Consider the following 6615-nt stretch of genomic DNA (forward strand, 5'->3'; position numbering starts at 1 on the left):
CGTGCGGGGCGGCCCACTTGCTTGTGCACCTCAGCGGGCGCGGGCGTCCGTCCAGGCGCCGACCACCTCGTCCAGCACCCCGAGCGGCAGCGGGCCGCTGCCGAGCACCAGGTCGTGGAAGGCCCGTACGTCGAAGCGGGAGCCGAGCCGGGAGGCCGCCGTGGCGCGCAGCCGCTGGATCTCGAGGCGGCCCGTCATGTACGAGAGCGCCTGGCCGGGCCATTCCACGTAGCGGTCGGTCTCGTTCTGGACTTCGACCTCCGCCAGGACGGTGTTCTCGCGCAGGAACCCCACCGCCCGCTCGCGGCTCCAGCCGAAGTGGTGCAGCCCGGTGTCGACGACGAGCCGGGCGGCCCGCAGCGAGTCCATGGCCAGCATGCCGAGCCGGTCCAGCGGCCCCGAGTAGAGGCCCAGTTCATCGGCGAGGCGCTCCGAGTAGAGTCCCCAGCCCTCGATGTACGCGTTGATCCAGGCGAGGCTGCGCAGCCGCGGCAGCCCCTCCAGCTCCTGCGCCAGCGATATCTGCACGTGGTGTCCCGGGACCGCCTCGTGGAAGGCGGTGGCCTCGGCGAGGATGCGGGAGCGCTCCTCGGCCCGGTCGGTGTTGGCGTGGTAGGTGCCCGGACGGGAACCGTCCAGCGCGGCCGGCATGTACCAGGCCTGCGGGGCGCCCGGCACCGCCCTGCCCTCGAGGGCGAGCGGGGCGGACGGCAGCCGGCCGAACCGGCGGGGCGCGGCCTGCTGGGCGCGGGCGATGGAGTCCCGTGCCACGGCGAGGAGTTCGCCCGGACCGCTCCAGCGCAGCCCGGCGTCGGTGCGCAGCCGGTGGCGCACCTCGGCCGCGCCGGGGGCCGACCCGAAGGCCTTGGCGCCCGTCCTCGCGTAGTCCTCGTCGAGACGGGCGAGCAGGTCGAGGCCGGTGCGGTGCAGGTCTTCGGGGGTGCGGTCGGTGGTGGTGTGGACGCGCACCAGGGAGGCGTACACCTCCTGCCCCTGCGGCAGGTGGCTCAGGCCGCAGCGTTCCTGGGGCCGGCCGGCCGGTGCCAGTTCCCCGGCCAGCACCTCGCGGTACACGGCGAAGGCCGGGCGGACCCGTTCCTCCAGGAGCCGGTCGCGTGCGGCGGCGCGCTCCCCCGTCAGCGGTACGGCGCGCAGCGGGTCTGCCGCCGGGTCGGCGAGGTAGGCGTCCAGGCGTCCGACGGCGTGCCGGGCCCGCTCGGCCACCGGCGGGCGGCCGGCGGCCAGGCCGGCGCGGTGCCGTTCGGTGGCGGCGGCCAGGTAGCCGGGTACGGCGGCGAGCCGGTCGAGGTGGCCCTGCTCCTGGTCGGGCCCGGCCGGGCGCCCCTCGGGCAGGCTGCCGAGCAGCCGGCCGAGGGGTGAGGTCTGGTAGTCGGCGAGGGTGTGCTCGACGAGCCGGGCGTCGAGCCGGGCGGCCACCGCCTCGGCCTGCTGGATCACCAGGGCGCGGGTGATGCGTTCCTGGCCGGCCGGCGGGGTGAGGCGTACGGCCCGGTGGGCGAGGGCCAGCGCGCGGTCCCGCAGGGCGAGCTGGGCGTCCTCGGAGGGGTCGGCGAGCCGCCCGAGGGTCTCGGCGCAGCCCTCCAGGGAGTCCTCCAGCGGGTCCTCCTCCGCGAGGACGGCGAGGACCAGGTCGGCCAGGTCGGTGACGGTGTCCTGACCGGGCGCGGTCTCCCGTACGGTCTGGGCCGCGATCGGGGTCGGGGGCGGCGTCGGCGTCGGCGTCTGCGTCGGGGGCGGCGTTTCGGTCGAGGTTGCGGTCATGCCGGCACTCTCCTGGTGGGGTTGCGGTGGGGGTTGTCGTAGGTACGTTCTGCGCTCCGCGCCCCCATGACCCCCGGATCGGACTGGGTCAGCGCGAACTCCCGGATCAGCGGCGGCAGTCCGTACTGTCCGGCCAGGTCTGAACGCTCCAGCAGCCCGGCGTCCGCCAGCTCCTCCAGCAGGTCCTCGACCGGTCCCGCGGGGCGCTCCACCGACTCGGCCAGCACGTCCACCACTTCGCGGGCGAAGGTGTCCACGGACACCCTGGCTCCGGACTCGGCGAACTGCCGCAACACGAGCCGGGCCCACGGGGCCAGCCCGCGGTAGGCGTCCTCGATGCGTGCCCGCAGCCGCAGGTCACCGGCCCGCAGCAGTCCCAGGAGCCGGCCGGGCTCGCGCGGGCCGTCGCCGATCAGATCGTCCACGGCGTCGTCCAGCAGCCATTCGGGGCGGGCCGCGATCCGGCGCCCGGCCAGGTTGAGGGCGAGCGGCAGGTCCCCGCACGCCTCCGCCAGACGCAGGCAGGCGCGCGGTTCGGCGCCGACCCGGTCCTCGCCGATCAGGGCGACCAGCAGGTCCATCGACTCGTCGCGGTCCAGTACGGGCAGCCGCATCCGGCTCACCCCGTCCAGGCCGAGGAGCCGCGAGCGGCTCGTGACCAGGACACGGCTCTGCGGCCCGACGGCGAGCAGCTCCCGCACCTGGCCCTCGCGCCGTACGCCGTCCAGCACCACCAGCAGCCGCCTGCGGGCGAGCACCGACCGGTACAGGCCGAGCCGCTGCCCGGGATCGGCCGGGATGCGGTCCGCGGGGATGCCGAGCGCGAGGAGGAACCCGGCGGCGAGGTCCGCGGCCTCCCGGTCCTCCTCACCGGCCCGGCCCAGATCCGCGTACAGCTGCCCGTCCGGCAGGCCGGCCGCGAGTTCGTGCGCGAGGCGCAGCGCGAACGCGGAGGTGCCCGCGCCCAGCTGCCCGCTGATCACCAGCGGGGCCGCCGTGTCCGGCCCGGGCGCGGTCAGCGCCCTGGCCTGCTGGAGGTGGCGCACGCGCCCGGCGAGCGGCCTGGGTTCCCACGGCAGCTGCGCGGGTACGGGCGCCAACGCCCGTACGGCGGCGGCGCGCAGCTCCGCGTCCTGCTGCTGCGCGGCCTTGCCGGCCGGCCGCGCCTGCGTCTCCACGGACTCGATGTCCTCCGCGCGTGCGGCCTCGCGCCAGCGGCGCTCCCAGATGGTGCGCTCACCACCGCAGGCCTCCACGAAGGCGAGTGCCACCTGAAGCGTCGGGAGTCGGTATCCGGCCGCCGCGTCGGACAGCACCGTCGAGGAGAACATCGCGCTTCTGGCCATCTCGCGATAGCTGGGGCAGCCCGCTGCGGTCCGCAGGCGCCGCAGTTCGCGAGCGAAGGCGGTGGCCGGTCCGGCATCCGGGTCGAGGGGTTTCTCCGGTCTGCCCACGCTGTACTCCTCTGCGGTGGCGGTGAGGGGCTGACATACCCGTGCATCGTGCGCAGAGCCCTTCCCGATCCCCTCCCGTACCAGTACCGCTCCGGTATACGGACGCCCTATGATCGCGAGAGGACGGCACCCACCTGGGGCTTTGTCATGGGAACGAGGCAGGATCCGGGGGTGGGAACGATGGACGGACTGGGCGGCGGACGCCTGCGCTTCAACGTACTGGGCCCGCTGGAAGGCTGGGCGGACGGCGCCAGGCTGCACCTGGGCGGCGCCATCCAGGAACGCGTCCTCGTCACCCTGCTCCTGGACCCGGGCAAGGTCCTGCCGGTGTCCCGTCTCGTGGAAGCCGCCTGGGACGAGGATCCCCCGGCCACCGCGGCGCACCAGGTGCGCAAGGCCGTGGCCGATCTGCGCCGTCGGATTCCGGACGGTGCCGAAGTCATCGTCACGGACGGGCCCGGCTACCGCTCGGCCGTCGGGGACGGCCAGCTCGACCTGACCGAGTTCACCGGCCTGGTGGGCGAAGCCAAGGGCGCCGCCGCCCGGGGCCGCCCGGCCGAGGCCGCGGAGTCCCTGCGCCGCGCCCTCGCGCTGTGGCGCGGGCCCGTCCTGTCCGGTGACGGCGGATCGGTTGTCGAAGCCGCCGCGTCCGCCCTCGAGGAACGCCGCCTCACCGCCTCCGAACAGCTCTGCGAGCTGCGGCTGGGCCTGGGCGAGAGCGCCGAGCTCGTCGTGGACCTGCGCTCGCTCGTCTCCCAGTACCCGCTGCGGGAGACCCTGCGCGGCCAGTTGATGCTCGCGCTGTACCGCTCGGGACGCCAGGCCGAGGCGCTGGAGGAGTACGGCAAGGTCCGCCAGCTGCTCGTCGAGGAACTGGGCGTCGACCCCGGGCCCCGACTGAGCAAGGTCTACGAGGGCATCCTGCGCGACAGCCCCGAACTGGCCGCCCCCGAACCCCCCGCGGGGACCGGTGCGGGAGCCGGCGCGGGAGATGCGGCACCCGCCAAACCGCCCTGCACCCTCCCGTACGACCTCGCCGACTTCACCGGCCGCGACAAGGAGCTGCGCGAGCTGCTCGCCTACGCCGCCGAGGCTCCCGATCAGGGCGCCAGGATCGTGGCGATCGACGGCATGGGAGGCAGCGGCAAGACCGCCCTCGCGGTCCGCGCCGCGCATCGGCTCGCCGACGCGTACCCGGACGGTCAACTCCACATCGACCTGCGCGGCTTCACCCCCGGCGAGCAGCCGATGGCCGCCGGCACGGCCCTGGACAACCTGCTGCGCGCGCTCGGCATCCCCGGCGACCGCATCCCCGACGACACGGAGGGCCGCAGCGCCCTGTGGCGGGCGACGCTCAGCAGCAAGCGGCTGCTGCTCCTCCTGGACAACACCGTCGACCCGGCGGTGATCCGCACCCTGCTCCCGGGCTCCCCCGGCTGCCTGGTGCTGATCACCAGCCGGGCCCGCCTGCTCGACCTCGACGGCGCCGACTGGATATCCATCGGCCTCATGCCGGCCGAGGAGAGTGCCCGGATGGTCGCGGAGACCCTCGGGGAGCACCGGGTCGCCGCGGAGCCCGAGAGCGCCGCCGAACTGGCCCGCCTCTGCGGCCACCTGCCGCTCGCCCTGCGCATCGCGACCGCCCGGCTGCGCAACCGGCCCCGCTGGACCGTGCAGTACCTCGTCGCGCGGCTGCGCGACGAGACCCGCCGCCTCGACGAGCTGAGCTCGGGCGAGCGCAGCGTCGCCGCGACCCTGCGCCTCTCGTACCAGGCGATGGACGAGAAGTGCCGCAGCGCGTTCCGGCTGCTGGCCCTGCACCCGGGCACGGCCCTCGACGTCCACTCGGCGGCGGCCGTCATCGGAACGGACACCCGCGACGCCGAGGACGTCCTCGAACTGCTGCTGGACGTCCACCTGTTGCAGCAGCCCGAGATGGACCTGTACGTCCTCCACGACCTGGTGCGCAGCTTCGCGCACAGCCTGCGGTCCCCGGACACGGAGCGGGCCGACGCCGAGGCCGCCGAACGGCTCCTCGACTACTACCTCACCGCCACCGAGGCGGCCTGCGCGGTCCTCTTCCCGGGGCGGCGGCTGCGCGACACCGGCATCCCGGCGTCCAAGGCCGAACTGCCGCCCCTCGGCGAAAGCGACCGCGCCCTCCAGTGGTTCACGCGCGAGCACGCGGGGCTGCTGGCGGCCGTCGCCCTGTCCGACCAGCGGGGCCACGACCGGCACACCGTCCACCTCACCCGCAACATCGTCTTCCAGCTCCACGCGGGCGGCCACTTCGAGGAGTTCCGCGAGCTGGGCCGGGTCGCCGTCGGCGCGGCCCGCCGGCTCGCAGACCTCTCCCTGCTCAGCGTGACCCTCTCCAACCTGGGCATCGCCTGCTGGAAGCTCGGCCGCTTCGAAGAGGGCATCGAGGTCACCGAGGAGGGCCTCGACACCTCCGTCCGCCTCGGCGACCGGCACAACGAGGCGCACAGCGAAAGCATCCTGGGCCTGCTCAAGACCACCCTCGGCAGGTTCCCCGAGGCCCTGGTCCACCTGGAGAAGGCGATCGCCCTCGAACGGGAGCTGGGCGCCGCCCGCCCGGAAGCCGAAAGCCAGACCCTGCTCAGCACCCTCTACACCCAGTGGGGCCGCTACGCGGAGGCAGCCGAGGCGGCCCGCCGCGCCCTCAGCCTCGACCGGGAGCTCGGCAACCGCCGCCACGAGACGACGGCACTGGTCGACCTGGCCTTCGCCCACGCCGGGCTCGGCGAGGACGAGGAGGCACTGCGCCTGCTGGTCCAGGCCCGCGACCTGTCCGACGCGTCGACCTCACCCGGGGACCTGGCCCTGATACTGGCCCTCTCCGCCGACGTCGCGGACCGCCTCGGCCGCCGGGACCGCTCGGAGGCGGACGCCCAGCACGCCCTGGAGCTGGCCCGCTCCTGCGGTACGCCGATCCGCCAGGCGAAGGCCGAGAACCTCCTCGGGGCCCGGCTTCGCCGCCTCGGCGCCCACGAGCCGGCGATGGCCCTGCACGCGAACGCCCACAAGATCGCCGCGGCGATCCGCTACCAGGCCGAGGAGGCCCATGCCCTGCAGGGCATGGCCGAGGCAGCCGACGCCCTCGGCGACCACGAGGGGGCCGCCCGCCAACGGGCCGAGGCGGCCCGGCTGTTCGACGCGATGGGCCTTCCCGCACACTGCCGCTCCCGCTAGTGCTGTGACCGGGAAGGTTTGCCGGCCAGAGCACTAGGCAGCCCAGGCCGTCTCTTTCGGATCTTGCCGCAACGCGCGAGCGCCCCCCACACGGGCCCAGCCCAGGGGCGCCCACCCCCAAAAAAACAACCAAGGAGGAGCCAAGGAGGACGACAGCCCGGCCCCC

At 74.8% G+C, this 6615-nt stretch carries 3 protein-coding genes; 1 reads left to right on the top strand and 2 read right to left on the bottom strand.

Annotation, left to right across the window (positions count from 1 at the left end):
• Positions 1 to 30: 30 nt before the first annotated feature.
• The gene (locus ACFWBW_RS18795; protein ID WP_385373760.1) at positions 31 to 1782 is read right to left on the bottom strand and encodes a DUF885 domain-containing protein; all 1752 of its coding nucleotides are present in this window, start codon (positions 1780 to 1782) and stop codon (positions 31 to 33) included.
• Complete coding sequence (locus ACFWBW_RS18800) at positions 1779 to 3236, bottom strand: NB-ARC domain-containing protein (protein ID WP_385373761.1); 1458 nt, start codon at positions 3234 to 3236, stop codon at positions 1779 to 1781. The genes ACFWBW_RS18795 and ACFWBW_RS18800 overlap by 4 nt, the downstream gene beginning before the upstream one ends.
• Positions 3237 to 3416: 180 nt before the next feature.
• Between ACFWBW_RS18800 and ACFWBW_RS18805 the strand changes: the two genes are divergently transcribed.
• On the top strand, positions 3417 to 6449 hold the full coding sequence (locus tag ACFWBW_RS18805) for a BTAD domain-containing putative transcriptional regulator (RefSeq protein WP_385373828.1): 3033 nt from the start codon (positions 3417 to 3419) through the stop codon (positions 6447 to 6449).
• Positions 6450 to 6615: the final 166 nt, after the last annotated feature.

The sequence above is a fragment of the Streptomyces sp. NPDC059957 genome, from assembly GCF_042730015.1.
Taxonomy (GTDB): Bacteria; Actinomycetota; Actinomycetes; order Streptomycetales; family Streptomycetaceae; genus Streptomyces.